30 protein-coding genes and 1 riboswitch are annotated in these 25,560 nt (G+C 38.8%); of the genes, 10 read left to right on the top strand and 20 right to left on the bottom strand.

The features are described 5' to 3' along the window. Window positions 1–50: 50 nt before the first annotated feature. The 3 genes from B7E05_RS15735 to B7E05_RS15745 all read right to left on the bottom strand — a co-directional run bounded on the left by B7E05_RS15735 (window position 51) and on the right by B7E05_RS15745 (window position 1,306). Entirely contained in the window at window positions 51–659 is a 609-nt protein-coding gene (locus tag B7E05_RS15735) for a superoxide dismutase family protein (RefSeq protein WP_245833117.1), read from the bottom strand. A gap of 76 nt (window positions 660–735) precedes the next feature. Continuing rightward, window positions 736–957 carry a hypothetical protein gene (locus B7E05_RS15740; protein ID WP_342745003.1) on the bottom strand — a complete coding sequence of 74 codons (222 nt, stop codon included), beginning with the start codon at window positions 955–957 and terminating at the stop codon, window positions 736–738. Between the two features lie 85 nt (window positions 958–1,042). Further along, the gene (locus B7E05_RS15745; RefSeq protein WP_080875099.1) at window positions 1,043–1,306 is read right to left on the bottom strand and encodes a phosphocarrier protein HPr; all 264 of its coding nucleotides are present in this window, start codon (window positions 1,304–1,306) and stop codon (window positions 1,043–1,045) included. A 208-nt stretch (window positions 1,307–1,514) separates the two neighbouring features. Between B7E05_RS15745 and deoD the strand changes: the two genes are divergently transcribed. Both deoD and B7E05_RS15755 read left to right on the top strand, forming a co-directional pair. Then, window positions 1,515–2,222 (top strand): purine-nucleoside phosphorylase, encoded by a 708-nt coding sequence (gene deoD, locus B7E05_RS15750; protein ID WP_080875100.1) that lies wholly within the window; start codon window positions 1,515–1,517, stop codon window positions 2,220–2,222. 120 nt (window positions 2,223–2,342) lie between these two features. After that, window positions 2,343–2,822: a divergent PAP2 family protein gene (locus B7E05_RS15755; RefSeq protein WP_080875101.1), complete on the top strand. Its 480-nt coding sequence runs from the start codon at window positions 2,343–2,345 to the stop codon at window positions 2,820–2,822. Window positions 2,823–3,043: 221 nt separating this feature from the next. Here the strand turns inward: B7E05_RS15755 and B7E05_RS15760 are convergent, their stop codons facing one another. Together B7E05_RS15760 and B7E05_RS15765 are read right to left on the bottom strand one after the other, a co-directional pair. After that, window positions 3,044–3,355, bottom strand: a complete 312-nt coding sequence (locus tag B7E05_RS15760; protein ID WP_080875102.1) for a YuiB family protein — start codon at window positions 3,353–3,355, stop codon at window positions 3,044–3,046. 167 nt (window positions 3,356–3,522) lie between these two features. Further along, window positions 3,523–4,731: an NAD(P)/FAD-dependent oxidoreductase gene (locus B7E05_RS15765; protein WP_080875103.1), complete on the bottom strand. Its 1,209-nt coding sequence runs from the start codon at window positions 4,729–4,731 to the stop codon at window positions 3,523–3,525. Window positions 4,732–5,411: 680 nt separating this feature from the next. Here B7E05_RS15765 and B7E05_RS15770 point away from each other — a divergent pair. After that, window positions 5,412–6,395, top strand: a complete 984-nt coding sequence (locus B7E05_RS15770) for an NAD(P)/FAD-dependent oxidoreductase (RefSeq protein ID WP_080875104.1) — start codon at window positions 5,412–5,414, stop codon at window positions 6,393–6,395. Between the two features lie 247 nt (window positions 6,396–6,642). Here B7E05_RS15770 and B7E05_RS15775 read toward each other — a convergent pair whose 3' ends face one another. The 5 genes from B7E05_RS15775 to B7E05_RS15795 all read right to left on the bottom strand — a co-directional run bounded on the left by B7E05_RS15775 (window position 6,643) and on the right by B7E05_RS15795 (window position 9,774). Continuing rightward, window positions 6,643–6,822, bottom strand: a complete 180-nt coding sequence (locus B7E05_RS15775) for a hypothetical protein (protein ID WP_080875105.1) — start codon at window positions 6,820–6,822, stop codon at window positions 6,643–6,645. Between the two features lie 72 nt (window positions 6,823–6,894). Beyond that, the gene (locus B7E05_RS15780; protein WP_080875106.1) at window positions 6,895–7,788 is read right to left on the bottom strand and encodes an RpnC/YadD family protein; all 894 of its coding nucleotides are present in this window, start codon (window positions 7,786–7,788) and stop codon (window positions 6,895–6,897) included. Window positions 7,789–8,029: 241 nt separating this feature from the next. Continuing rightward, the gene (locus B7E05_RS15785) at window positions 8,030–8,386 is read right to left on the bottom strand and encodes a HesB/IscA family protein (protein WP_080875107.1); all 357 of its coding nucleotides are present in this window, start codon (window positions 8,384–8,386) and stop codon (window positions 8,030–8,032) included. Window positions 8,387–8,541: 155 nt separating this feature from the next. Further along, a complete protein-coding gene (gene dapF / locus B7E05_RS15790; protein ID WP_080875108.1) occupies window positions 8,542–9,396 on the bottom strand; it encodes a diaminopimelate epimerase in 855 nt (284 codons plus the stop codon). Window positions 9,397–9,399: 3 nt separating this feature from the next. Next, window positions 9,400–9,774: a YuzD family protein gene (locus B7E05_RS15795; protein WP_080875109.1), complete on the bottom strand. Its 375-nt coding sequence runs from the start codon at window positions 9,772–9,774 to the stop codon at window positions 9,400–9,402. Between the two features lie 135 nt (window positions 9,775–9,909). On the opposite strand from B7E05_RS15795, the gene B7E05_RS15800 reads away from it, so the two are divergent. After that, window positions 9,910–10,134 carry a NifU family protein gene (locus B7E05_RS15800; protein ID WP_080875110.1) on the top strand — a complete coding sequence of 75 codons (225 nt, stop codon included), beginning with the start codon at window positions 9,910–9,912 and terminating at the stop codon, window positions 10,132–10,134. Between the two features lie 123 nt (window positions 10,135–10,257). Here B7E05_RS15800 and B7E05_RS15805 read toward each other — a convergent pair whose 3' ends face one another. Further along, entirely contained in the window at window positions 10,258–11,223 is a 966-nt protein-coding gene (locus tag B7E05_RS15805; RefSeq protein WP_080875111.1) for a 2-hydroxyacid dehydrogenase, read from the bottom strand. A gap of 65 nt (window positions 11,224–11,288) precedes the next feature. Then, the gene (locus B7E05_RS15810; RefSeq protein ID WP_080875112.1) at window positions 11,289–12,254 is read right to left on the bottom strand and encodes a hypothetical protein; all 966 of its coding nucleotides are present in this window, start codon (window positions 12,252–12,254) and stop codon (window positions 11,289–11,291) included. 87 nt (window positions 12,255–12,341) lie between these two features. Here B7E05_RS15810 and B7E05_RS15815 point away from each other — a divergent pair, with 87 nt between their 5' ends. Then, window positions 12,342–12,860, top strand: a complete 519-nt coding sequence (locus B7E05_RS15815; RefSeq protein WP_080875113.1) for a phosphatidylglycerophosphatase A family protein — start codon at window positions 12,342–12,344, stop codon at window positions 12,858–12,860. A gap of 144 nt (window positions 12,861–13,004) precedes the next feature. Here the strand turns inward: B7E05_RS15815 and B7E05_RS15820 are convergent, their stop codons facing one another. From B7E05_RS15820 to B7E05_RS15830, 3 genes are all read right to left on the bottom strand, one after another. Continuing rightward, window positions 13,005–13,772: a TIGR01457 family HAD-type hydrolase gene (locus B7E05_RS15820; RefSeq protein ID WP_080875114.1), complete on the bottom strand. Its 768-nt coding sequence runs from the start codon at window positions 13,770–13,772 to the stop codon at window positions 13,005–13,007. A 64-nt stretch (window positions 13,773–13,836) separates the two neighbouring features. Beyond that, window positions 13,837–14,475 (bottom strand): helix-turn-helix transcriptional regulator, encoded by a 639-nt coding sequence (locus B7E05_RS15825; protein WP_080875115.1) that lies wholly within the window; start codon window positions 14,473–14,475, stop codon window positions 13,837–13,839. 29 nt (window positions 14,476–14,504) lie between these two features. Further along, the gene (locus B7E05_RS15830) at window positions 14,505–14,942 is read right to left on the bottom strand and encodes a DUF86 domain-containing protein (RefSeq protein WP_080875116.1); all 438 of its coding nucleotides are present in this window, start codon (window positions 14,940–14,942) and stop codon (window positions 14,505–14,507) included. Between the two features lie 170 nt (window positions 14,943–15,112). On the opposite strand from B7E05_RS15830, the gene B7E05_RS15835 reads away from it, so the two are divergent. The 3 genes from B7E05_RS15835 (at window position 15,113) to B7E05_RS15845 (ending at window position 18,353) form a co-directional block, all read left to right on the top strand. Continuing rightward, complete coding sequence (locus B7E05_RS15835; RefSeq protein ID WP_080876336.1) at window positions 15,113–16,543, top strand: amidase; 1,431 nt, start codon at window positions 15,113–15,115, stop codon at window positions 16,541–16,543. Window positions 16,544–17,302: 759 nt separating this feature from the next. Next, complete coding sequence (locus tag B7E05_RS15840; protein WP_179134556.1) at window positions 17,303–17,827, top strand: DUF4352 domain-containing protein; 525 nt, start codon at window positions 17,303–17,305, stop codon at window positions 17,825–17,827. A gap of 277 nt (window positions 17,828–18,104) precedes the next feature. After that, window positions 18,105–18,353 (top strand): hypothetical protein, encoded by a 249-nt coding sequence (locus tag B7E05_RS15845; protein WP_080875118.1) that lies wholly within the window; start codon window positions 18,105–18,107, stop codon window positions 18,351–18,353. A 70-nt stretch (window positions 18,354–18,423) separates the two neighbouring features. On the opposite strand, the gene B7E05_RS15850 is transcribed toward B7E05_RS15845, so the two are convergent. After that, window positions 18,424–18,699, bottom strand: coding sequence for a YutD family protein (locus B7E05_RS15850; RefSeq protein ID WP_080875119.1), 276 nt, complete (start codon window positions 18,697–18,699; stop codon window positions 18,424–18,426). A 143-nt stretch (window positions 18,700–18,842) separates the two neighbouring features. On the opposite strand from B7E05_RS15850, the gene B7E05_RS15855 reads away from it, so the two are divergent. Together B7E05_RS15855 and B7E05_RS15860 are read left to right on the top strand one after the other, a co-directional pair. After that, the gene (locus B7E05_RS15855; RefSeq protein WP_080875120.1) at window positions 18,843–19,388 is read left to right on the top strand and encodes a YhcN/YlaJ family sporulation lipoprotein; all 546 of its coding nucleotides are present in this window, start codon (window positions 18,843–18,845) and stop codon (window positions 19,386–19,388) included. 53 nt (window positions 19,389–19,441) lie between these two features. Next, entirely contained in the window at window positions 19,442–20,383 is a 942-nt protein-coding gene (locus B7E05_RS15860; protein ID WP_245833277.1) for a M23 family metallopeptidase, read from the top strand. 84 nt (window positions 20,384–20,467) lie between these two features. Here the strand turns inward: B7E05_RS15860 and B7E05_RS15865 are convergent, their stop codons facing one another. The 4 genes from B7E05_RS15865 to yunB all read right to left on the bottom strand — a co-directional run bounded on the left by B7E05_RS15865 (window position 20,468) and on the right by yunB (window position 25,225). Next, entirely contained in the window at window positions 20,468–20,575 is a 108-nt protein-coding gene (locus B7E05_RS15865; RefSeq protein WP_080875121.1) for a methionine/alanine import family NSS transporter small subunit, read from the bottom strand. 12 nt (window positions 20,576–20,587) lie between these two features. Next, entirely contained in the window at window positions 20,588–22,111 is a 1,524-nt protein-coding gene (locus B7E05_RS15870; protein WP_080875122.1) for a sodium-dependent transporter, read from the bottom strand. A gap of 262 nt (window positions 22,112–22,373) precedes the next feature. Further along, window positions 22,374–23,936, bottom strand: a complete 1,563-nt coding sequence (locus B7E05_RS15875; protein ID WP_080875123.1) for a Na+/H+ antiporter NhaC family protein — start codon at window positions 23,934–23,936, stop codon at window positions 22,374–22,376. A gap of 250 nt (window positions 23,937–24,186) precedes the next feature. Further along, window positions 24,187–24,365: riboswitch (Lysine riboswitch) on the bottom strand. Window positions 24,366–24,433: 68 nt separating this feature from the next. Continuing rightward, window positions 24,434–25,225, bottom strand: coding sequence for a sporulation protein YunB (gene yunB, locus B7E05_RS15880; protein WP_245833120.1), 792 nt, complete (start codon window positions 25,223–25,225; stop codon window positions 24,434–24,436). Window positions 25,226–25,560 lie beyond the last annotated feature (335 nt).

The raw sequence follows: 25,560 nt of genomic DNA on the forward strand, positions 1-25,560 counted from the left end.
GAACGTAAATAGCAATCTTTTCCGTTAATCGGTAAAATCACCAGCTATTTCTATCCATTTTCTTCCGTTTCCTCTTTATCATTATTTTCTGTCGGATCCGTCGGGGCATCCTCCTCTTCCCCGCTCTGGGAACTTTTACTGATAACTCCACAAACAATCCGTTCTCCAGAATCACCAGCTGGCTGACTCATTCCGTCATCTACGCCATCATGAATAATTAAAGAGGTTCCATTATCGGCAATTAAACTATTTTTCCCTTGCTTCAACGTCGCCTCTTCAATCATTAGTTCCTCTTGAACAAATCCATCTCCATTCGCTTCTATATTGGGAAGGTCACCGATATGTGGTCCATCCGTCCGTAAAAGGCCATGGTTTTTCCCATCCGGATTAAAATGATTCCCGCTGGAAGAGAAGTCAGGCTCTTCACATTTTCCATATTCATGAACATGTATCGCATGGAAACCGGGACTCAGCCCTTCCACTTCAACATTGACAGCTACACCACCATCTGTTTCATTCAATCTGGCTGTCCCTACCCGATCGCCATCTGTATTGTACATCTCCACTGTTTCCGAGTTTTCATGCGGCAGCAGACATCCTGATAAAAGAACCAGTATCAATAATGATAGGATGAAGAACCTTTTATTCCATCTTCGCATCGATAAGCTCCTTTGCTTTTTTCTATAGTTTTAGCAAAGAACCCATTTTTAAACATAAAAATACCTCCCCCAAATTTTATTGATTGGAGGAGGTATTTGTTACATGATTATTTTTCTTTTTCTGCTCTAAAACATCATGGTATTCCTGCTCAAAACGTTCTTGATCTTTCTTTGATTTTTTCATCATCCACCGCATGACGAAAACAGCCAATACGATAAAAATAATTAATGTTATCACAGCAGGAATATATTCCATTTTATCTTCCGGAAAATAAAGGAATGGCATCATAAAAAACATTCACACCTTTCTGAAGACAATTTCAGAAAACCATTTATTTATAAAAGCGTCCTGGAAACAGGACGCTTTTATAAATAACCCAAGCTTATTCACCCAAATGTTCTTTGATAACGTCTGCAACTCCTTGCAGTGCTTCCTCTTCGTCGTTTCCATTTGCGCTTACTTCAATTTCAGCACCTTTTGGAATTCCTAAAGACATAACGCCCATAATTGATTTAAGGTTAACGTTTTTGCCTTTGTAACTTACTTCAATTTCAGAATCAAATTGACCGGCTTTATTTACCAGCAATGTAGCTGGACGTGCATGTACTCCAGTTTCTGCAGTAATTTTAAATGTTTGTGCTTTCATTATATACAACATCCTTTCCATTTTTGAAAATCTCTATTGTTTATGTACTTATTAATTATTTCACATAAACCTACGTCCTATTATATACAAAAAACAAGAAATATGAAATAATAATACACTTTTTTTATGAAAATGGATTCATTTGTTTTTCCAAAATCTTTATGATACCTTTATCTTAAAGATAAAATCAATAATGGAGGTATGCGAGATGAGTGTACATATTGGCGCAAAGCAAGGAGAAATAGCAGATAAAATTCTATTACCCGGAGACCCGTTACGAGCAAAATATATCGCTGAAAATTATTTGGAGGATCCAAAACTTTATAATGAAGTCAGAGGAATGTATGGCTATACAGGAACTTACAAAGGAGAGCGTGTCTCTGTACAAGGAACCGGCATGGGAGTACCTTCAATTTCCATCTATGTCAATGAACTGATTCAGAGTTATGACGTCAAAAAACTTATCCGTGTCGGTACATGTGGAGCAATCCAAAAAGATGTCAACGTCCGTGATGTCATCCTGGCACAAGCGGCGACAACAGATTCTCAAATGAACCAGCTCGTCTTTAATGGAATTGATTATTCCCCTATTTCTGACTTTGAATTATTAAAGAATGCCTACGAAGCTGGGACCGAAAAAGGACTACAGTTACGTGTCGGAAATGTGTTTACAAGTGATACATTTTATCGCGATAATGCACAGGAAGTAAATGAATTGCTTGCTAAATATCAAGTTCTTGCCATTGAAATGGAGTCCACTGCATTATATACATTAGCTGCAAAATACGGTCGGCAGGCATTATCCGTTCTCACAGTATCTGACCACCTTATTACCGGAGAAGAAACCACAGCGGAAGAACGGCAGACGACATTCCACGAAATGATGGAAATCGCTCTGGATACGATTATTAAATAACTACCGGCAGGATATCTTACGGTCAATAACTGCTGGGATAAGCTTTCTTTTCATACATTACAGACTATGGTAAAATAACAGAAAATTGATGCGTTACTCAGGAAGGAAGTACCCTCATCCATGACCTTATTAACGAATTTTCCATTATGGGCTGCACTCGCTGCCATCGTGTTTGCACAAGTTATAAAGATACCGATTAAACTGATTTTCACCAAAGAATTTCAGCCTGGACTTGCCTTCAGTACAGGAGGAATGCCCAGCAGCCATTCCGCAGCAGTTACCTCCTTGGCTACTGCTGTCGGTATAGCAGAAGGTGTATCATCCAGTGTATTTGCACTTGCTTGTATATTCAGTGTCATTACCATGTTTGATGCTTCGGGAGTTCGCAGACAGGCGGGGGAACAAGCTATTGTTATTAATCAGCTCGTCCGTGATTTCCAATTAATCACAAGCAGCGCGAAAGACTGGAGCAAAAAGAAAGAAAATGAAAAAAAGCAGGAACTGAAAGAATTACTGGGTCATCAGCCGATAGAAGTATTTTTCGGTGCAATCACAGGGATTATCATTGCTTTCTCTCTTGCACCGCTCTTTTCTTATTAATCCATAAAGAAGACCAATGCTTGGAGTTTAAGCACTGGTCTTCTTTTTATGTAATAACTTCTTGAGTCTACACCAAATCAATAGTTGAAATAACTGACTGAATATGGTCTCAATATCCAGAAACACGAAGGCTCCCATGAGAAAGCGTCGTGTTTTTCCGGAGCGGTCGCTCTTTTAAAATATAACTGGTCACCCATCGCTTTTGATGAAAAGCCAACATTTTAAAACATCTGATAACCGCTTTTTCGTAAAAACCGGATCACAAAACCGGATACAATTGTTCCGATAATACCGGCTAATAAAATCACAATATCAGCAACAGTTAAACCGACAATACGATCTCCAAGTGCTGAAAAAGATTCCCCCGGAGTTGTGAAATAACTGAAAAAAGAAACATTATCTATTATAAAAACCATAACAATTGGATAAAGGCACGCCATCAACCATGTTTTTCTTAATAACATATTTAATATAAAAGCAACACCAAAAAAGATAACAAAATATAATACCACAGACACAACCAGTTGAACCATTCTCTTCCCTCCGTCCCTACTAAGGATGCATACAAAGGTCATTTTATCTTAAAATCGTAAAAAAGCAAAGTAGCATTTGCTAACCTTTGCTTTTTTGTCAATTTATTTTTGAAAATATTTGAATCAACAGCATATTGTTTGTGTTTATATTATCTTTGTAGACACTTCTATAATAAATGGAAATGTCCCTTCTTCAGCAATAACTGCCATCCACCTAACTGGTATAAATAATGGTTATCATATATTCGTTTTACTAACACCGCTTTCCAGCCAAATATCCTTCGATTCTGTATGGTTGCGACGCCGTCATCTCTTCCTAACGTTGCAAATGTGCCTTGTTTAACAGGGCGGCAGGATGTAAGTTCTTTATTTCTCAGTCTTGAAGCGATATTTTTCGCAACAACAGCTGCCTCTTCGATTGCTTTTTTAGCTGTCGGAGAAATTTCTTCTCCATTTTCATCTGTGACATAAGCACACTCCCCTACGACAAATATGGAATCATCTATTGTAGAAAGCATATTGGAATGCACTTCTATTTTTTTATTTTTCAAAGCCAGTCCTGCTTTTTCAAATACCGGATTCACCTGTACGCCTCCCGTCCAAATGAATGTATGCGTAGCGATTTTGCGCTCAATTCCACCTGCTTCATAAATGACTCTATTATCCTGGTATGCTTTCAACTGATCTAAATGGATAATTTCTACTCCCCTAGATTGTAAAGAAGTAGCTGCATAATGCTCTAATTCCTCATCGAATCCCGGCAATAGAGACTTATTTTCCGCAAGCATATACACATGAACCTGCGTTTTTTCAATATCAAATTCCCTGCATATCTCTGGTATTTGATGAATCAATTCTCCTGCAAACTCTACTCCAAGAATGCCTCCGCCGCTAATTACGATATTTAATTTGCTGTCATCCTTCTTATCAGCATTTACATAGCTGGCAAAATTGTACTCTATATGTTCACGGACAAAACGGGCACTATTAATATCTGTAATAGAATAAGCATGCTCATACAGCCCCGGAATTCCCTCAGCCCTCGGCTCAAAACCAAGACCGATAACAAGCAAATCATAGTGCAGGTCTCTATTTTTTAATCGGACCTTTTTAGCATCTTTTTTGATTGAAACAACGTCATCTATTATAAAATTTATTTTTGAACGATTAATGATATCTTTGATTTTTATTTTGGAGCGATCCTGATGCAGCGTACCGGCAGCATTTTCGTGCAGACAGCTTGCTTGGAAATGATAATCATATTTATGAACTAACGTAATCTCCGCTTCATTCTGCCGCAGCTGCTTCTGAAGTTTTACTGCTGTCATTATACCTCCATAACCCGCTCCTAATATTACAATATGCGGTTTATTCATGGTTTTCCACGACTCCTATTCATTATTATCAATATACGAAACAAACGAATTTTGTCATATAAATAACTTCATTTTGTAATCAAACTGTAATAATACTAACCTATCTTAAATGCTGCCGCCCAAAATAGCAAGTTTAAAAGTCATTATCTCAACTTTTGCCCTTTAAAAAGTAACTTCCTTTCCATCGAAACAGGAGTTGACCGTTTCTTCCATACATCTATTGATAAAGTTTAGAGGTAAAGTGTAAGGCAACCGCTACGGCGGACTGTTTTGCTTTCCGACGTACAAATATTTTCGGTGGGGTGAGTAAGCGCAACCCCAGGACGTTGCGACTTTAGTCTGCCTAGGGGCACGCTCTTCAGCTAACTTTTGCCAAGAAAAGCGCTTCGCAAAAGTGGATCTTCAGATGGTGCTGATCCCTCAGGAGTCAAAACGGCCCACCTCCGCTAGTAGGATATTCTATGCGGTTGTAATAGCTGAACAAATAAAAATTCGATCAGACAGAACCAGTTTTTGTGGTGCATGGTAAAATGTTCAGCAATCATTCCTTTATCTATAATGATGGAAAGAATATAAAAATACGTATCCTTACCTATCCTTCTAAAACGATATAATTCAAACCAAAACGAGTTTATGATACGATAGGAATGGTAAACGTTTAGACAGAAAAGAGGTATTATATGGAGAAAGTTTTTGATGTAACCATCATTGGAGCTGGACCTACTGGCTTATTCACAGCCTTTTACGGCGGCATGCGTCAAGCCAGTGTTAAGATAATTGAAAGCCTGCCTCATATTGGAGGGCAATTAACGGCATTATACCCAGAGAAATATATATATGATGTTGCAGGATTTCCTAAAGTGCGTGCACAGGAGCTTATCGATCAGTTGGAAGAACAGGCAAATTTGTTTGACCCTGAAATTGTGCTTGGACAGGCTATTGAAACAGTGGAACGCTTGGAAGATGATAGTTTCCGCCTCGTGTCCAATACCGGAGAAGAACATTTGACAAAAACAATCATTATCACTGCCGGTAATGGCGCATTTCAGCCGAGAAGATTGAATGTGGGTGATAGTGAAGCATTCGAGGGAACCAACTTACATTATTATGTGACGGATATGAGCAAATATAAGAATAAGCATGTTGCCATTTTAGGCGGAGGAGATTCAGCTGTCGACTGGGCATTGATGCTAGAGCAAGTTGCTTCGAAAGTGTCATTGATTCATCGGCGCGATCAATTCCGTGCCCATGAACATAGTGTAGAACAATTGGAAGCATCTACAGTAGAAAGATTGACCCCTTATGCTCCTACAGCTGTTGTCGCAGACGCCAAGATTGAAAAGCTCATCCTGCAGAAAATAAAAGAAGATGAACTGATTGAATTAGAAGTGGATGACGTCATTTGCAGCTATGGGTTTATATCCAGTCTCGGCCCAATTAAAGACTGGGGATTGGAAATTGAAAAAAATAGTATCGTTGTTAACTCAAAAATGGAGACCAATATTCCAGGGATATACGCAGCAGGAGATGTTTGTACGTATGATGGAAAGGTGAAGCTGATTGCAACAGGATTTGGCGAAGGACCGACAGCGATTAATAATGCGAAAAATTACATGGATCCAAAAGCAAGAATACAGCCGAAGCATTCCACTGCGATGTTTTAAGAAGACTTTAACAAAAGATTGGCAATATGTCTTTGCCAATCTTTTTTCGTGAACTTTTTTAAATGCTCATTACATATCCATTGAATAATGCAAGCTATTATTTGAATTATACCTAAATACCACTTTCCAAACAAGCAGGAACTGCAGAGGCCAAAACCTGCTCTCTGCAACTGGAAGCTCTCAGGTAAAAGAGAGAGCTTCCAGCTTTTTATCTATCCGCACAGAAAAAGTCACGCAATTTCGCTCTTCATTCATTTTCATGTTTCAATTTCTTAATCTCTTCCACATCTAAGCCTGTTTTTTTAGCTATAAGTTCCGGAGAAAGAACGTCTAATAGGTCTTTGGCAATTTTAATTCTTTCTTTTTGCTGGGCACTTTCCACTGCTTCTTTTTTCTCTTCCTCAAAGGCTCTGCCTACTTTTGTCATTACTAACAGCTCCTTTACTTGCTTAGCATATTCCGCATAGAAAAGTCACCCAGATTCACCCAGATTCACCCTTCATTTATTTTCATGTTTCAATTTCTTAATCTCTTCCACATCTAAGCCTGTTTTTTTAGCTATAAGTTCCGGAGAAAGAACATCTAATAGGTCTTTGGCAATTTTAATTCTTTCTTTTTGTTGAGCACTCTGTTGCGCTTTTTCTACCGCTTTTTCTACCGCTTTTTCCACTGCTTCTTTTTTCTCTTCCTCAAAGGCTCTGCCTACTTTTGTCATTTTTAACCACTCCTTTACTTGTTTAGCATATTCTTCATCAATAAACTTATCCGTAGATGTCAGAATTCCTGCTATAGCTTGTACCTGCTGGTTATCATCTTCTATTTCTTTAGCTGTCTCAATAGAATCATGGATGACATCATCACGACTTCTTTCACTTTTCATCAATGGAAGGATGCTGAGCTTGAATAAATCTTCTTGTGTTAATTGCTGCTCATTCCTTATTTTATTCTTTATGCTTTCTAATGTTTCATCTCCATTAAATTGGTATAATAAAACGGGATTGGAATGGATTTTTAAATCCCCTACACTTAATTCATTTTTTGTATTGGTAACTTCACTCGTATATACGACAACAATCCGTATCCTTTTTACCTGCTTTTCTTTTTGAAAATATCTTTGAGAGATTCTGTGCACATACCGTATATACTTTAGATGATTTTCCATATAATTATTATCACTTTCATACTCTAACATCAATACAGAATCATCTTCCAATTGAAAAACCGTATCAGAACGCTTTTCGTTCGCTGTAACCTCCGGAAATTCGTTTGGCAATAATCTTTTGATTCTTGGTAAATTTTTAACTCCTAAAACGTCCAGTGTCGAATTTTGATACAAATCACTTAAATATTTAAACAAAATATCCTTGTTCTGATATGCTATACCTTCTGACACTTATCATCATCCTTTACCATTATTATAACATACTCAAATAAAAACCAGATTATGTTCTTATTCACATTCATCCCCTGTGTACAAACCAAGCAGTTCTAAAGAAAAAAAGCCTTCCCAAAAATTTATATTATCAACATAAACTGCTTGGGAAGGCTTATCATTTACAACCTTGATTTTTTGTTTCTACATTTGTTACGATTTATTTTCTTTTCATGCTTACACAAAGAATAGATGGTACTTATTAACAATCTCCCGGTGCGCCAGCATTCTGTGCCGTACGGAAGGAAGAACCACAGCCGCAGGATACGATGGCGTTCGGATTATCGATGCTGAACCCGCCGCCCATCATATTTTCTTTATAATCAATCTTTGTACCTTCAATAATTGGGATATCCTGATTGAAAAAGACAATTGGGATATCATTAATTGTTTCAACAACATCCAATTCTTCATTCACTTCATCGGCAAAACCTAATGAATAAGACAGACCGCTGCATCCGCCGCCTTTTATACCAAAACGGAGCAATGCCTCTCCTGGTTCATCCTTCATCATTTCTTTAATCTGTGCACTCGCACGATCAGTCAGTTCAATAATCATCTTCTGAACCTCCTTTTCTTTGTAAATCCTATAAAAAGTTCAAAATGTACATAAAAGAATTCTTTGAGAAATATCCAGTTCTTTTATCCACCCTCTTTGAACACATACTCTAATTTCAGTATACACCTGTACTTGTCAGAATCAAGTAATTCATTTTATGCATTAAAAATTCCTGAAGCAATTGTTTCTGCGCCGCCGGTCATCCAGATATGTCCGTCTTCTTTCCATTCAATTAGTAAATCGCCGCCGGCTAAATGAACAACAATCTTTTTCCCTTTGGTTACTTTATCATTCAGCGTTGCTGCGACAACCGCTGCACATGCCCCTGTTCCGCAGGCTTCGGTAACGCCTGATCCGCGCTCCCAGACACGAAAATGGATTTCCTCATCTGATACAATTTCTATAAACTCTGTATTGACGCCCTCAGGAAAGCGTTCATCCTTTTCAATAATCGGTCCAAGTGTTGTCAGCGGCGCTTCATCAATCGCATCCACCACTGTTATCACATGCGGATTTCCCATGGAAACAGCTGTCACTTGTAAGGTCGTGTCTGCCACTGGGAAAGGTTCGTCAATAACTGTTGTACCTGCTTCACCGAGCATCGGAATCTGTTCTCTTTGTAAAATAGGTTCTCCCATATCAATGGTTACTTCTTCTACTTCTTGTTCCCTATTTTTTTTAACAATAGCTTGCACAATATTTGCTTTCGTCTGGATTGTAAATTCTGATTTTCTTACAATGCCTGTTTCATAAGCGTATTTTGCCGTGCAACGCAGGCCGTTTCCGCAATTCATTCCCTCAGAACCGTCCTTATTAAAAATACGCATGCCAACATCTGCTGTTTCTGCCGGATGAATTAAAATCATCCCGTCTGAACCGATGCCGGTATTCTGGTTCGACATCTTAACAGCTAGTTCAGATAATTTGTCCTCTGGCAGTTCGGTATGGAAAAGATCGATATAGATATAATTATTTCCCAGTCCATGCATTTTGGTAAAAGGTATTTTCATGTGCTATTCTCCTTCTGCTTCGCCCTCTTTTACGGGTAACCCCTGTTCTTCCAACGCTTGATAAATCGGTTTCAAACGCGGGATACCTTCCGCAACCATTGTATCATTTATCCATACAACCGGATAAAAAAGATCCTCTTCTATTATTTTATCCACATATGCCTGTTCCTCAAAATCTGATTGCGGTTGGTTGATATCAATATAACGATATTGAACATCGTCTGTAACATACTTTCTGCCAATTGCTGCCTGGAGCCATTCATAGGTATCTTTTGAGCCTGGTGCTCCGACACAACTCGCACAAATTTGTTCACTTCCATAGACCGTTAATGTTATGGCAGGTATTTGACACACTTCCTTTCTACGTGGTGCTGTCATCCGCTATACAAATCATTTTACAAAATAAGAAGAAAAAGATAAAATAAAATTAATCAACTAATTGAAAATCATTTTCAACTAGATTTTTACGCTTAACTGCGTTATAATAAAATTGCGGGAAAGGAGTAGGTTAATATGCAAGAGCAAGTACAAGAAGTATTAAGCAAGCTTCGTCCATTTTTATTGCGTGATGGTGGAGACGTAGAGTTAATTGACGTTGATGATGACGGTGTTGTTTTATTGCGCCTTATGGGAGCATGCGGCAACTGCCCGAGTTCAACCATTACCTTAAAAGCAGGAATTGAACGCGCATTGATGGCGGAAGTTCCTGGCGTATCAGAAATCGAACAGGTATTTTAATATTTATTCATATAAAACGGAGTGTGTTCTGATGTTTGACAGAGACTCTCCGTTTTTATTTATCAACTATCCTTTTCAACCTCCAAGGGAGAAAATCAAATCTCCCTCAGAAGCTATCTTCAATTAGGAAACCGGTGTTATTGCTTCCTTTCCGCTGACAACTGCCGCGATATTATCCATACACAGCTGAATCATTTTTGTTCTTGTTTCTACACTGGCTGATCCAATGTGCGGAAGACACACAGCATTTTTTAAACCGACTAATGGATGATCTGCCTCAATCGGCTCTTCCTCAAAGACATCCAGCCCTGCAGCCTGGATTTCTCCCGCTTGGAGCGCATGGACCAACGCTTCTTCATCCACTACTTTTCCACGCGAGATATTGACAAAGACAGCGCTTGATTTCATTTTTTCAAAAGCAGCCTGATTAAACATTTTATCCGTTTCCTCCGTATGTGGGACAACCGTTACAACAAAATCAGAAGTCTCTAGCAATTCATCCAAGCTGACATATGTTGCCTGAAGTCGTTCTTCGGCATCTTTTTTACGAGAACGGTTATGGTACTGGATATTCATGTCAAAACCAGTTGCTCGCTTTGCTATTCCTTCTCCGATTCTGCCCATGCCGACAATTCCAAGTGTCTTGCCATAGATATCGGAACCGGCAAAGAAAAACGGCGCCCATGATTGCCATTTATCCTGCTTCACCCAGTCAGCCGCTTCTGTTATCCTTCTGGCAGCAGCCATCAGCAGCGAAAAACCTAAATCTGCCGTTGTTTCCGATAAAACATCCGGCGTGTTTGTTGCAACAACATCATGCTGTTTACATGCCTCGAGATCGATATTATCGTAGCCGACAGCCATATTTGCCACCACCTTTAAATGGGGTGCTTTTGCCAGCAAATCCTCATCAATAGCATCACTTAATACGGAAAATAAAGCATCTGCCTCGGCAACTTCTTGATAAAGCGTTTCTTTTGGCACTGGTTCTTCCTCTTTTTCCCACATACGAACCTCTAACTGATCCTGATAAGGTTCGAGATATTTGGCATCGATTTTACGGGTAATATAAACTTTTGGCTTGGACATATCCTGGTATTCTCCTTCCTGTGACAAGATAAATATTTCTATTTTTTATTCTATTCCCATTTATCTCATAACCAGCTTATCATAGGAATCCGCCAATCGGAAACATCAACACCTACAGTTTCATAAAAACGTGCCAGTCTTCGTTCATATGTTTCTTGATGGTTTAATAATTGCTGCAGCGCCCGAAAATCCGGATATTGAAAAGCCCCCTCCAAAAAATCATACAAATGTATCGGGAAAGATAACCTGGCAAAAATCAGTCTCCAAGCAAATACGGATAATGGTTGGTAGTCCTGGTAATCATTTAAAAACTGATTTATTTCTGCATCTGATTTATTTTGTAAGTATGCATACCGGATATACTCCGCAATATCGCGTGTCGGATGATCATATACCAGTTCATCTGTCCAAATAATCTTTTTTTCAGAACTGCTCCACCTGGAGAAACTGATGGTACTCTGATCTGTCTGTAAAATACGCTGCTCCTTTTCACTTTCCCGCAAATACTGAATCGCATTTTCGCTGACTCCAACAATATACGGCAAAACATCCATGACTTCCGATAAATACTTACTTGACGTTTCTTCCTTTGCCTGCCTGGTTAATTCGTTTTCAAAAAAGGTTATTTTTTCTTCCCAAAGTTTTTTCCATAGACCATAACTCGAAATTGTCTTCGGCTCATATTGAAATCCGCTTCCAATACGGTGAATATCTCCAAGCATCTTTCCCGGACTTTCATTCCTAAACATCTGTACATCTTCTTCTAATACAAGTACCATCCACAGCTCATTACCATGATTAGTAAACCACTCCCCATTTATATTCCTTATAGGATAAGCAACATGATATATGCCGTTTTCTCTTAGAAAATAAGCTAATGTTGCCTGTTCCATCAATATCATTTCCTTGTTTCCCGCAGGAATGGTAAAATAATGATAATGCTCTTTTTGATATGCTTCACGCTCTTCGATGAATTGCTTCCCTTCCACCTGGATGGCATATTGGCTGCGGAGCATTTCTGACATAGGCATCAACAAACTCCCCCTTATCGTATATATTAACTATATGAAGGAAAGGGCTATACAATCCTATTAAATCGAAAAAAGGTGTGTTTTAAAATGACAAAATATACAAGCAAAACAGAACTTGAAGTAAGAGCAAGACAACTTTTAAAAGAACGCGGCGTGAAAATAGAAGATATTGCAGAGTTAGTGTATTATCTGCAATCGAAGTATCATCAAGGGTTATCGATGGATACATGCCGTTATAACGTCAATCGTGTATTAACGAAAAGAGAAGTACAAAACGCCGTAATAACAGGTATTGAATTAGACATGCTGGCTGAGAAAAAACAATTAAGCGAACCTTTGCAAGGAACGATTGAAATTGATGAAGGATTATACGGAATTGATGAAGTCATTGCCTTATCTATTGTCAATGTCTATGGTTCTATCGGCTTTACAAACTTTGGTTACATTGATAAACAAAAACCAGGTATTTTAGAAAAATTAAACGATAAAAGCAGCGGGGAAATTCATACATTTTTAGATGATATTGTTGGTGCTGTGGCAGCCGCAGCATCCAGTCGTCTGGCCCATGGGGATGCAGAAAATGAACATGAAGAGCTCGATGGATAAACCCGGTGCGCATAAAGGGGACACGAAAAAAAAATATACTTTCTTCGTGTCCCCTTTAGTATATATGATGTGTCTGGTTTAACCGCCTACACAAAAAAGCATTCATCTCCCTATGACTGCCTGCAAGGAGATGAATGCTTTTGATTACTCAAAAGTCCATTCTGATAAATTCTCAATAATATACGTCGGCTGTTTTTCCAAGGTTGCCAGCTCCGCTTTTGAAGTAACTCCAGTATGGACAAATAATGTATCCACTTGTGCATTGAACCCGGATTGGATATCCGTTTGATAATTATCCCCTACCATCAGAACCTCTTCCTTCGGTAAACCAAGTACCTCCAGCGCCTCTTTCATAATGATGGTATCCGGTTTTCCGATAAAAATAGGGTCCTGTTGCGTGCTTGTCTGGACCAAAGCTGTAAAAGCCCCATTTCCCGGTCCCATCCCATTTTCTGTAGGAATGGCATGATCCCGATTGGTGGAAATAAAGGCTGCCCCATTTCGAATAGCAATGCATGCTTTGGCAAGTTTATCATACGTAATATCTTTGTCCATACCAACGACAACAGCATCAGCATGGATATCATCCACTAACTGAATTCCTTGCTTTTCCAACGCATTCTTCAGACCACTCTGGCCAATGCAATAGCATGTTTCCATGAATTGATCTTTTAAATAGTTCGCTGTAGCCATGCTGCTTGTAACCACTTGATTATGATTAGCCTGAATTCCCAAATGGTTCAGTTTTTCGGCTACATCATGCGTACTTTTAGTGGAATTATTCGTAACAAATACATATGGTATATTTCTTTCTGCTAATTGATTGACAAAAGGAGCCGCTTCTGGAATAACTTCATTCCCTCTGTACATCGTTCCATCTAAATCAATCAAGTATCCTTTATATTTTCTCACAATCGTACACCTCTATTTTGATAACAACCTCGCTGCATGATTTCAACATACACCAGTTACGCATTTACTTATCCGACGTCTCGGTAATATACCACTGGCAACATTTTTCCCCGTCCACCAGCAGCGATTTTGTCTTTACTTTTTGATCCGGAAATAAAGCTTCATACATTTCTTTTTCATGCTGACACATGACCGGATAATCCTTTGCCACTGCTAAAAAAGGACAATGGAAATTATTTAATTGAACCCCTTCTTTTCCTTTATCCTCCACTTGAAACATATAACCGCTCCGATTTTGCATATCTTTTAACGCAGCAATTTTATCTTCTGTCGTGGAAAAGGGCTCTATATACTTCCTTACCTGTTCTGTTTCTTTCATGGACTGCTTTTGAAGCAAGTCTTTGATAAGCTGGTTTCCCTGCAATTCTTCTAAATCATGAAGCAAATCTAAAGAGAGTTCTTTATAGCGGTCAGGAAAACTTTCCTGGCTCTTTTCTGTTAAACGGTAGGTGTGATAAGGTCGGCCGATCTCTTTTTTATGCTGCTTCACTTCAATAAATTCTTTTTGTACAAGTGTATGGAGCTGCTTCCGGACAGCGGTCTCCGAAATCGTAAAGTGCTCCATCATCGCGTCCATTGTTAAATCTCCTTGCTTTTTTAACAATTGGATAATCTTATCTTTTGTCGAGACACGTTTCCCCATCCGCTTAACCTCCCATTTAAACGCGCTTTTTATTTATTAGTAAAAGCATTTGCAACACCCAGTTCATTCTGTAAATACGTGTGAATCCGTTCCGAAAAATGGGTGAGCACACCGATGTTTTCTTGCATAAACTGTGCTAATTTCTGATGATCTATGTTCTGATAATCATGTACGAAAGATTTACGCCAACGAATAAGGTTTTTATACACATCTTCTTCCTCTGCAGGAAGTACTTTTTCATCCACCAAAATATCGATGATATCCTCATAACTTCCCGGATCTCTCATAATAAAACCATCAATCATCATATTGCCGGTATCCAGCACGCCCTCTATAAAGACATGAGCCATGCGTTCCAAGGCAAAATAATCTAATTGGCTATTGTATGAATAACTTTTAAAGGTTTTTAAAATATCATTCATAAATGTAAGCGTGTGACTTATTTTTTGCTGATCTACAAAATACATCATGATTCCCCCAAAAACGTCTATACTAAAGGATATTCAAATTACTACTATTATCATACCATATTTTTTAACGTTATTTCACTGGACTTTCCTTATCAAAGCGAATCGTGCTTTCTTTTTCAAAAAACATGATATAGTAAATCTAATAAGTATGAAGGGAATAAATGCGGATGGAAAAAAGACATATTTTAAAAATGGATGCAACGAGTATTGCGTCTGCAATTAAAAAGAAGCAATTAACCTCCGTGGAAGCTGTAACAGCTTTTATCGAACAGATTAAAACGGTTAATCCTTCCATCAATGCTGTTGTAGAAGACCGGTTTTCCGAAGCGCTGCAAGAAGCACAGGAAGCAGATAAGTTGCTTCAAAATCATGTGTCTTCAGGTAAATTACATGGTGTGCCAATCAGTATCAAAGAATGCTTCCACGTGAAAGGGATGAAAACAACCGGCGGTTTAAAGCATCGGCAGGACCTTATTTATCAAGAAGATGCCGAAGTGGTTCGCCGCTTAAAACAGGAAGGGGCCATTATTCTCGGGAAAACAAACACTCCTGCACTTTGTTTCTGCCAGGAAACGGATAATAAACTGTATGGCAGAACCAATAACCCGTGGGATATCACGAAAACAGCCGGCGGATCCAGCGGCGGTGAAGGTGCCTTGCTTGCTGCCGGCGGTGCACCTGTCGGAATTGGTTCTGATATTGGCGGTTCCATTCGTTTCCCATCTCATTTTAATGGCGTTATTGGTTTCAAACCCGGGGAAAACACAGTCTCCACAGAAGGGCATTTTCCAGCAGTGCAGCATGAACTGCAACAGCGAATGCTCGCGGTCGGACCAATGGGGAAAACAATAGAAGATATGCAGCTGATTTACGACATCCTAGCTCCAGCAGCTATAGAGCCCCAAACATTACATGCATTTAAAATGGAGATATTACCAATAAACCCGGGCTACCCGCTCTCTACCAGAACAGGGCAATTGTTAGGTGATTTGGAAAATTTCCTGGAGCGGATTTACAGTGTCCAGCAAATTATGCCGCCATATTTTAGAGACAGCGCATTAATCTGGCAGGAAATCATGTCCATCAACGGAAGCAAACTGGTAGAAGATGAAGCTTTTAATAATGACCGCTCCGGGCTGGTACGCTCTTTCTTAAAAGAAAAACTGAGCCAACGTACTAACGTCCATCCTTATTTATCCTGGGCTATTATGGGGGCGAAAATGTTTAAACCTTCTCAAAAAAGAGTCCGCGAAATTGCCGGTATTCTGCAGCAAGGTGATGAACTGCTTAAAACCTATTTAGTTAACCGGCTGCTGATTCTGCCTGTTTATTATCAAACTGCATCCAATCATGGCCAGGTTTTCAAAGAAATTTTTTCTATCCGTAAAACCTATCTGCAATACATGCCTTATACTGCCTATGCCAATGTATGGGGACTCCCTTCTCTTACCATACCTGTAGGAGAGGATGAAAACCATTTGCCAATCGGGATTCAAATTATCAGCGGAAATGGCAATGAAGATGCTATTTTCCGGCTGGGTAAATTGCTTACGAAACGGTTCCGGGGATATAAATTAGCAGAGATGGGTGAAAGGTAATTATTTTTATCAAAAGTTCAGCTTATTTTTGCTAAAAATTATTTTGCAATAGAATAAAGAAAAATAAATGCGTTTCAGCAGATTTGTAACTCCACTTTCGCCCTTTAAAAAGAACTTCCTTTCTATAAGAACAAGGGTTGCTTGTTTCTTTCATACATCTGTTGACAAAGATTAGAAGGTTAAATGTAAGGCGACCGCTGCGGCGGACCGTTTTGCTTTCCTAGGGGCACGCTCTTCAGCTAACTTTTGCCAAGAAGAACACTTGGCAAAAGTGGATCTTCAGATGGTGCTAATCCCTCAGGAGTCAAAACGGTCCGCCTCCGCTAGTAGGATATTCTATACGATTGAAACAGCTAAACAAATAAAAGTTAAATCAGACAGAACAAAATATTTCAGTGGCAGGTAGCTTTAACAACTCTCAAAACCATCTGCTGTTTTTCTTAACCTTTACTTAAAAATGTTGTTTACTATACTGTTCGGTTCATCTGTAAATTAATCATTTATTTCGTTTTTATTTTTATTTGCCCGATTAATTCTTCCCTATTATTTTCCATACGAACAGGTGTAAAGAACTCTCTTCAAAAATCCTAGCCGTTATAATTTACATTTTTTAAAGACTTTAGAAATGTGGAATTTATCGACTCGTTATATTGGCATAATAGAAAGAAGCAAAAAGTTACGAAAAAATGAATTTGCCTAGGTTTATTTTCTTAGTTTTTTACGAAAACATATTCCCTTAATTACTGCTTTATGGTATTAATGGCTATTCTATTGATAGGATTTCTTGCAGCATGCGGAGATGAAGAATCGGATGCTTCAACAGACAATTCTTCAGAGGAAAATGCAGAAGCATCAGAAGATAACAACGAAGATGAAGGTACTGAAGAATCAGAAGACGCAGGCGACCAAGTTTATGGTGTTGGAGATACAGTTAATCTAGGTGATTTAGAAGTAACTCTCACGAGCGCTTCTTTTACAGAACCGGATGAATTCATGGAACCAGATAACGATTCTGTTCTAGCTGTTGAATTTGAAGCTGTTAACAACGGAGATGAACAAGTATATCTTGGATCTGATGAGTTCACTATTTCTTCAGAAGAAGGTACTCAGTATGATGAATACTTCAGTGGAGATGGATTTATGAATGAAAACATTGGAGCTGGAAACAACATAACTGGAACAATTCTATACGATGTTCCTGAAGAATCTAATTATACGATTGTTTATGAACCAACTTTCTCTTTAGATTCGGATTCAACTACATTTGAAATATCACCTGAGTAACATAAAATCAAGGCTCTCGCTCTTAAGTGAGGGCTTTTTAATTGCATCTATTTCCAATTGAGAAACGAATATAGTTATAAAGAGTCCTTTAAATATAGAAAATAATTGAAAAAGTGCACTGAATGCGATTGAATATGAAGAAATATCAAATGAAATGAAGGACTTTTATTTCCCATCTTATTATTAAAGACGTTTCTACAGATTTTAGAAAGGTAATTATTAGAACGCGTTATTCCCCTTCCTTTTGCACAAACTGAACCAGAAGGAGGGAGATTGTATGCCTAAAAAAGATTACCAGGAACTTTCCACTGTTCAGAAACAGCATGACACCATCATTCCAGAAGAATTTCCAGAAGGATCCTATGGATCAGATATACGTGAAAATGATCCGGTTTCCGGAAAATCAACCGATTGGGAGGAAGGACAGCAACGTGCAAGTGCCTTCACGTATGCGGATAAAGAACAGCACAAAAAACTGCAACGAAGAGCTCCCGGCGCACATCCTTTAGGGGAAAAAGACAATTGATAAACGTTTTCTGAGCCAATAAAAGAAGTTCAAAATGCCTTCTTATCCGGAGAAGATATTTTGAACTTCTTTATTTCTGCACCTTTTCCAATACGAAATAGGCGCAGCCAAAATTACAATATTCGTAAATATAATCCTCAAAGCAGCTGATTTTAGCGTCTATTGGCGCCTTGGCATGGCTATCATGATAAAACCCCTTTAAACGAAGCTGTTCATATGCCCAATCGCCTACGATAAAATCGTATTTGGATAAAACTTCGGAATAACGCTCTTTAACCGTTTCTGCTTCGAAGCCATTTTTATTTTCTTCAATCAGTTCATATGTTTTCCCATTTAATTCAATCATGAGAGGACATCCACTCCTTATCCATTATCCTTATTTTATCACAGAAACAGTTAGAAAAACCAGAAAAAATTACCTGCATGATTTGCGCCTGTTTTCCAAAACTAAGATATAAGAAATAGACCTTGGAAAGGAGCCATATAAATATGAAAAAAGGATTAGGAATTATTTTATTAAGTTTTGTTATAACCCTTTCAGCTTGTGCACCTAATCAAAATAACAGCGAACCGGACCCGTTAGATCCAAAAAATAGAAATCCGGAAATGGAAACAGATACTAACGGACCATCGCGCGATCAGATTGGTTTTGTACGTTACACGCAGGATGAATTTGAGCAAAATAATACGTCTAAACCAAAAGAAATCCATATAGACAGAAACGAGACAGCTGAAATGATCACCAGCATCTTGTTACAGAATCCGGATTTTAAAGAAGTAGCAACGCTTGTAACGGATGAAGAAGCTTTAATTGCATTTGAAGCCTCGGATAATATATCAAAGGAAACCGCTATTGATAATGCTGAAAAAACAGCAATGTCTATCCTTCCCGGTTATTATACGATTCATGCTTCAAACAACAGGAGTCTAATTCATAATATCGAAACCCTCCATTATTCTGTGATGGAAAATGAGGATACAGATATTAATCCGCTTGTACAGGAAATCGTTGATACCATGAAAAAAGATGATTAAAACAACACTTATTTCATAAGGGGGTGATTCAACTGGCAAGCATTCGCACGGTTATATGGCTTGTATTCTGTTTTTTTCTCTTTTGTCAACCAGCCTCTTTCGTACATGCGGAATCAGAAAATCAAATATATGAAGACAGAATGGCACTATTTAAAAAAGTAGAGAGCCTCACACAAGTACCATGGTATTATTTTGCGGCAATGGATAATTACGAACGGAATACACTTCCTTCCTCAGAAGATGAGAAAGTCATCTCCATTCAATTTGATGAAACAGAGTGGTTTGGTTTGGGCAATGCAGCTCAATCTACCGAACAGGAGGTCATCCAGCAGTTTGGTGGAGTTGGTAAAGACGGAAACGATGATAACCAGGCTGATCCCGATGATCCGGAAGATATCCTTTATACGATGGCCAACCATATATTAACATATGGTTTAGATAAGGATGACGTAAAAATTGCACTTTGGGAGCATTATAAACGTGACCTGACTGTACAAACAATCATGAATACAGCAAAAGTATTTGAACAATTTGGAGTTATTCATCTGACAGATCGGTCTTTTCCATTGGATACGGGATATAATTACAGCTATCGCAGTACATGGGGAGACCGCCGCGGCTTTGGCGGATTACGGATTCATGAAGGTACAGATATTTTTGCTTCTTACGGCGTACCGGTTCATTCGACAACTTATGGTGTCGTGGAAATGATGGGTTGGAACTTATATGGAGGATGGCGTATTGGTATTCGTGATATTTATAATATTTATCACTACTATGCGCATATGAGCGGTTATGAAGATGAAATAAAAGTAGGCCAAGTTGTAAAACCAGGAGACGTACTGGGCAGTGTCGGCTCTACCGGTTACGGCCCGCCAGGAACTTCCGGTAAATTCCCTCCCCACCTGCATTATGGAATGTATAAAGATAATGGATACAGTGAATTTTCATTTGATCCGTATCCTTATATTAAAAAATGGGAACGGATGAAGTAAAACAAACATCCGCTTTTTATACAAAAAGGTGTGCATCCCAGCCAGATACAGGATGCACACCTTTTTCAAATAGAACGTAAATAGTTACACTTTTTCTTTCCCTTTCCGAATGGCATTCCAGATACTAACCACTAAACCGCCCCATATAACAAGAATCCCGATAATCATGACAATAATTGCTGAAACGCTCATCTCTATCTCCTCCTAATTGTCGTTATAATCAGATAATGAATCATCTGATTTCCACTTTGTTAATGCCAGGATAATCCCAAGTACCAGCACACCGACTACAACTGCCCAGCCTGAATAGTTAATAAAAGCATCGGGATAATTTTCATAGTTACCGGATTCCGTATCAAATTCTCTTAATAAATTCAGTTTAAAGAGTCCAAACATCATATAGCCCATAACAATTGGTGTAATAACGGCTATACTGATCGTCCACCAAGCTCCCAGACGGATATCAGAAATCTCATTGGCATGATTTTTAAGGACATTGGTCCGGCGCAGAATCCAGGCAATCAACACGACTTCTACCAGGCCTATCATCGCTACTCCGAACTGATTAATGAAATAATCGACATTATCTAAGAAATACATGCCGCCCCGGGAAGCATAGAGTAAGGAAACCAGTGCCGCGAGACCCCCGCCAATAAGAACTGCTTTGGCACGCGTAATTTTAAATTTATCTACTAATGCAGCTACGTACGCCTCGGTAATAGACATCAAAGAGGTGATCCCTGCAAGCGTCAGCGATATAAAGAAAAGCGCGCCGAACAATCCATTAAAAGCCGGTAATTCATTGATAATTGCCGGAAAGACAACAAAGGCAAGCCCAACCCCTCCGGCTACTACTTCTTCAATACTTACCCCAGCAGAGGAAGCCATGAATCCCAATATTCCAAACACACCAATTCCCGCTAACAATTCAAAACCGGAATTACCAAAACCAACAATAAATGCATTATTAGTAATATCTGATTTCTTAGGTAAATAACTGGAATAAGTAATCATAATAGCAAATGCAATCGATAAACTGAAGAAAATCTGGCCATAGGCAGCTATCCATACTCCAGGTGACAGAATTTGACTGAAATCAGGCGTGAAGAATGCGTTCAGTCCATCCAGCGCCCCTGGTAACGTAACTGCCCTGATAACGATAATTAAAAATAAGATCAGAAGTAAAGGAATAAAAATACGGTTTGCCATCTCGATTCCTTTTTTAACGCCTCGAAATAAAATACCCAGCACCAACACCCAAACAATAATCAACGGGATAAGTACACCAGGAACGAGTCCGCCGATTTGCCCGGGAATTTCTGCTAACTGCAAGTGCTCTCCAAATAAAAATGCTTCTGTATCTTCTCCCCAAGATTGATTGAAAGAGAAAATCGAATAAGATATTGCCCAGGCAATAATCACGGAATAATACGTTGAAATCACAAACGCAACAAGTACAGCCCACCACCCGATAAACTCTGTTTTCTTATTCATTCTCCGGAATGTTAAAGGTGCAGAACCGCGATACTTCTGCCCCATGGTAAACTCCATAATTAAAATGGGAATACCGGCAGTCAATAGCGCAAATAAATAAGGAATAAAAAATGCTCCACCGCCATTTTCATAAGCAACAGATGGAAAACGCCATATATTTCCTAAACCAACTGCTGAACCGACAGCCGCTAAAATAAACCCTGCTCTTGTCCCCCACTGCGAACGAGTTTCCATTCATCATACCCCCTTTTAATAAATAGCAATAGCATGAAAGCGCGTTACAAAATGGATTCAAAAATGATCCAAAAATAAAATTTGAATTTTTCGAATACATATTTTAAAAATAATAGAAAAAATCATTACTTTCAGACTATTTTAATTGTATTATATCCTTTCTAGTCGTTTTGTCAAATGTTATTATTTGGATTTGTCCTATCTTACTGCGTTTGTTTTATGACAAAAGCTTGGAATACTAAAATGTATTCCAAGCTTCCTATTAAGATGCCTTCTTTTTTCCTCTTATGAATAATAAATGTGTCAGCCAGACAATTCCTGCTAACAGAAGAATGGTCACAGCTAATGCAATCCAAACAGAATGAGTGAATCCAATAACACAAAAACCGATAAAAGCTGTAAAAGCTGCTATTAAAGCATACGGCAGCTGTGTAAGAACATGGTCAATATGATGTGCCCCTGCCCCCGTTGCAGATAAAACAGTCGTATCAGAAATCGGCGTACAATGATCCCCAAATACTGCTCCAGCAAGTACAGCTGCTAATGCAGGCAACAATAACGTCATATCTGTATTTGCCATGATTTCTACAGCAATCGGCAGCATGATACCGAACGTTCCCCAAGAAGATCCTGTTGCTAAAGCCATCAACCCTGCAATCAGGAATAAAATCGCCGGAAGAAAATCAGATGATACGGATGCGTTATTAACTACACCAGCTAAATAACTTCCTGTTTCCAATTCCCCGATAATCGCACCAATCATCCAGGCAAGTATTAAAATGTTAATAGCCGGAATCATCGTCTTAAAGCCCTCTATAAAAATCTGCTTTAATCTTGAACGCGGATGGCTTTGCTGCATATGAAAAATAACAGAAGTCAGCACTGCTGCAATCCCGCCGATAATTAAGGAAAGGTTGACATTTGTATTTGCAAAAGCATCTATAATAGATGCACTGCCTTCTGTCTCCATGATACCTGTTCCAACCATTGCGATAACTGTAACTACAAACAGTACGATAATCGGAACAATCAGATGAAAGATTTTCCCCTCTTTATGCGGGTCAAATACATCACTTAAATCTCCCGAAACCTGGTTTCTTTTTGGGTCCAGCAGGCCTCCATCTTCTTTTGCTCTTTTTTCGTGTGTATACATGGAACCAATATCAAAATGGAAATAGGCGACAATAAACACAAGTATAATCGAAGCAATCGCATAAAAATTAAGTGGAATCATTTGTATAAATGCTTCCATCGGCTGTACATCTGTAATCCCATTGGCTACAAATAAACCGCCCAAAAGACCGATAATATATGCTCCCCAGCTTGATATTGGTGCGATTACCGTAACCGGCGCCGAACTGGAATCAATATAGTAAGCCAGTTTCGCACGGGATATTTTTTGCCGATCGGTAACCGGTCTGGCAATCTGCCCAACTGCTAAGCTATTAAAATAGTCATCAATAAAAATAACCAATCCAGTAATTACAGTCATTATTTCCGCGCCAGTACGTGTTTTCACCCGTCTCAGCATCCAATCTCCAAATGCTTTTGCTCCTCCTGAAGCTTGTAAAAATGCCGTAAGTACTCCTAAGAAAAGAAGGAAAAGAATTAATAGTATATTTCCAATTTCAAGTGCGCCATCCACATAAAAAATCGTGTAAAATACAGTCCATATTTCTTTTATTGTTCCCCATATATGAAAATCATTTAATAATAATGCGCCTACCACAATTCCTGTACCAATCGAAATAAGCACTTTTCTTGTTACGATCACTAATATCAACATGACAATTGCAGGTAACAGCGACCAATATGTAGCTTCCATGTTAAAACCCCCGTCTATTTATTTCCTGTATCTTAAAAACCATGTATAAGGCGGATAATACAACACGAAATCATGACTATTATCTCTTTTCCTCCCTACACATGCGCAACTGATTCGAAAAAAGAAGGTAGACAGGGATCTTCGCATCTCTGCACTGTCCGTAATATCATACAAATTCCCCTGTAAACGCAAAAAAACAATGATAGAAAATAACCTACCATTGTTTTAACAACTCACGTTATCCTCCATTTCGATCAATAGTTCTCCATGTAAAAAATACATACATGACAGCATGTAACTTTTTCAGTAACATGCCAGCAGTATAAAGCATGACCCCTTTATACGCTTCGGCAAACCAACCTTTTCCCAGCTATCATCGTTGTCATTCTCCTGCCGGGTACTCATCTGATTTGCACCTCTACCTCACCGATCTGTTAAGGTTTTATTCAAATGTAAATGTTAATAGCTTCTTCACTAATTTGTACTATACTACATATTTATTCGTTCTGCAAATCATCTTTAGGGACAGCAATATCTGGCGTGTTTCCGTCTCCTCCGTAAAAATCAGGGACTTTTCCCATAATGGCTCCTCCATCTAAATATAATTCGGTATGTACCGTTCTTACTTCTGATGTAAATGGCACAATAATTTGTACATCAGCTTCTACATTTATATATAAAGACACCCAGGCCCCATTAATGCCAAACTCTTCTTCCTCACTGACAACGTTCGTTCGGACAGCCCCGATTACTTCCATATTAATCGGTATTCTAGGACCTAAATTAGCCAGTACAGAATTTCCGGTTACTTGCCCCAATGGAATCTCAATCAATGTTGGATCGATTTCAGCTTTTCCTTCTGCACCACCCTCGTATTCATATGGTTCTTGCAGATTGTGATCAAATTCAAGCTGCTCCCCCCGGTTCACATGAGCAAAAAACTCCTCCACCCGATCGGTAGCAACCCGATTAATTTCACTGATTATTGCCGGGTCCCTGTTATATGTTACTAAATTGCCTTCATTATCATATGTGATGTTAAGAATATCCTCAAATCCATATTCCTCTACATAATATACAGCTGTATTAATCGCTCTTGTAGCAAATTCATCTGCTCTTCTCTCCGCAATATCGATCACAATTGGTTCAATCTTTACGTTAATTATATAAAAACTGAAACCAACTGCAGCAAAAAATAAAATAAAGGTCAGCACTAAAACAGAGCGCCGGGATGGAGGTATTCTTCTTTTCCTGCTTTTTCGATAGCGGTATCGCTTTTTAAATTTCAACGCAACTACCCCCTTCTCCATAATTTATGCAATGATTGAAGGGGATTAGAACTGAAGTCTTTTCACTCTTATTTCAATTGCTATATGATACGCTTACAGACGGGTATCATATACTTCCATAAAAATTTACATAAAGAAAACTTGGCATTCGTTAAAGGGAGCCTTAAAAGCGTGTTTTGCTTTCTTAGAATCCCTTATGCTCTTGAGTGCAAGCCTTTCGACGAATGCCTAAGTTGGGACTGGGACTGCGCTTACTCGTCCCACCGGAGACATTTGCGGTTACTCGCCCCATCAAAACCGCTGCACTTATACTTGGTACCTAAAAATTTTTACTA

The organism is Oceanobacillus timonensis (assembly GCF_900166635.1).
Classification (GTDB): domain Bacteria; phylum Bacillota; class Bacilli; order Bacillales; family Amphibacillaceae; genus Oceanobacillus; species Oceanobacillus timonensis.